General features: G+C 61.6%; 2 pseudogenes. Both read left to right on the top strand.

Annotated features, from left to right (window positions below):
* Positions 1-535: pseudogene (locus ACXX9E_RS28720) on the top strand (alpha-amylase); the annotation flags it as partial.
* A gap of 25 nt (positions 536-560) precedes the next feature.
* A pseudogene (gene glgB, locus ACXX9E_RS28715) lies at positions 561-2,529 on the top strand (1,4-alpha-glucan branching enzyme); the annotation flags it as partial.

The raw sequence follows: 2,529 nt of genomic DNA, 5'->3' as shown, positions 1-2,529 counted from the left end.
GCGGACCAGACGCTGGTGAAGACGCTGCTGGACGAGAAACTCATTCTCGGCCACGTCCTGGAAAAAAGCCGTCGGCGGGTCCTGCAGATTCGCGTCCACCGGATTGAGGTGCTGGTGATCAAGGGCGACGCCTCACCCATCCGACTTCGAACGAACCGGCGCGGCCGTTGAGGAACGCCGAGGCAAGCACAGTCCGTGCAGGAAATCAGCGGCGTGCTGCGTTCCTTCGATTACGCGGCGGCGATGACCATCAACGTGCACAACGTCGATGCACAGCGCCGACTCCGAAGCGGCGCGGCATCGTGTTCGCGCAACGGTACCTGCGTGAGGCCCGTGAGGCATTTGTCGAGGCATATCGTCAGGCGGCAGCTAGTCTTGAACATGCTTGGCAAGATCCTGAAGGTGCCGATGCCGCACTGGCGTTGTTCGGTCTGGAGAAAGCGGCCTATGAAATGGCCGATGAAGCCGAAAATCGCCCGATGTGGTGCCGGTGCCGTTGCACGGTTTGTATGGGTCATCCACTGGCTTAAACCCTTTTCCGATCTTGGTGGAGAGTAGTCATGAAATTCTTCTCGAACAAGGAACAGGGTCTGAAGACGGCTGCCGGGGGCGAAAGACGTATCGATGCCTGGGTACGGGCGGGGAACATCACGACCCGTTTTCGATTCTTGGCCCCCACGGCGATGGCGCCGCTGGGCAGTTCATTCGCGCCTATTTACCGGGGGCGTTGAGCGTGGTGGTGCTGGACAAGGACTCGGTGAAGAGTGCGGCGCAGACGAAAACACCGGGGTTGTTCGTCGGTCACTTTGATCAGGCGCGGCCATACTTGCTGCGCACGCGTTGGGCCGGTGGCGGGCGGATTGCCGAGGACCCTTACAGCTTCGGCCCGTTGCTCGGTGAATGGACTGTATCTGTTCGCCGAGGGCAATCATCGCGACCTCAGTGCCTGCCTCGGCGCGAACCAAAACTGTCGATGGCGTCGACGCGGTGCGCTTTGCCGCGTGGGGGACCCAGTGCCCGGGCGGGTGTCGGTGGTCGGCGATTTCAACGTCGGACCGGTGCTGGCATCCGATGCGTCTGCGTCATCCGTCCGGGGTCTGGGAGTTGTTCATCCCGCGTCTGCAAGCGGGCGAGTTGTACAAATACGAAATTCTGAAGCCACTGGGATTCTGCCGCTCAAGGCCGATCCGATGGCGCGGCCACCAGCCCGCCACCTAGGCCTCGAAAGTCGCCGCGCCCCTAGGTCGACTGGCAGGACCACGACTGGATGGAGGCGCGGCGAGCGGCAGAAACATTCGGCACCGCTGTCGATCTACGAGCTGCACGCGGGCTCGTGGCAGTGCGAGGTGAGGTGGCCCGTGCCGAGTACACCTGGCCGGAACTGGTGAACGCGTGATTCCGTACGTCAAGTGGAGCTGGGCTTTACCCACATCGAGCTGATGCCGATGATGGACCCGTTCGGCGGTTCCTGGGGGTTATCAGTTGTGTCGCAATTCGCCCCGAGTGCGCGTTACGGTACACCGGAGCAATTCGCCGAGTTCGTCAACGCCTGCCACCACGCCTGCGCGACTCGGATGGGGCGCCGGTGCATTTCCTACCGATACTCACGGGGCTGGGCGCAATTCGACGGCACGGCGTTGTACGAGTATGGCAACCCACTGGAGGGGTTCCATCAGGATTGGGATACGCCGATCATAACTCGGCGCACCGAAGTGCATGGCTACATGCTTGCTTCGGCGCTGCACTGGTTGAAGCATTTCCAATATCTCGTGGCCTGCGCGTCGATGCCGTGGCCTCGATGCTCGATCGCTATGATTCGCGCAAGGCCGGCGAATGGGTGCCGAACCGGCATGGCGGTCGGGAGAATCTGGAAGCCATTGCTTCCTGCGGCATTTGAACGATGCGGCGATCGGGAGTGCTGGGGGCCCGGCCATATCGCCGAGGAATCCACCGCATGGCCGGGCGTCAGCGGCGGCACCCAGCAGGGTGTCGGTTTCGCCTACAAATGGAACATGGGCTGGATGCACATTCGCTGCACTACATTCAGCAGGATCCGGTGTACCGCGCCCATCACCACAATGAATTGAGTTTCGGTCCGGCTGACGCCTGGTCAGAGCGTTTCATCCTGCCGATCACCACCACGAAGTGGTGCACGGCAAGCATTCGCTGATCGACAAGATGCCCGGCCACCGCTGGCAGAAATTCGCCAACCTGCGCGCTTATCTGAGCTTCATGTGGACCCATCCGGGCAAGAAACTGCTGTTCATGGGGTGCGAGTTTGGCCAGTGGCGCGAGTGGTCCACCATCAGCAGCTCGACTGGTACCTGCTGCAGTATTCGGAACACAAGGGCGTGCAGAAACTGGTGGGTGACCTCAATCGTCTGTACCGCGAAGAGCCGGCGCTGCACGACCAGGACGACGCACCGCAGGGCTTCCAGTGGTTGATTGGCGACGATGCGATCAGCGTCTACGCCTGCTGGCGCTGTAGTAGGACGGTCAACCGGTGCTGGTGTCGGCATCGCTGTTCAG

The organism is Pseudomonas sp. GNP014, from assembly GCF_054344005.1.
The sequence above is the reverse complement of the archived record's forward strand: the minus strand, read 5'-3'. Positions and strand labels throughout refer to the sequence as shown.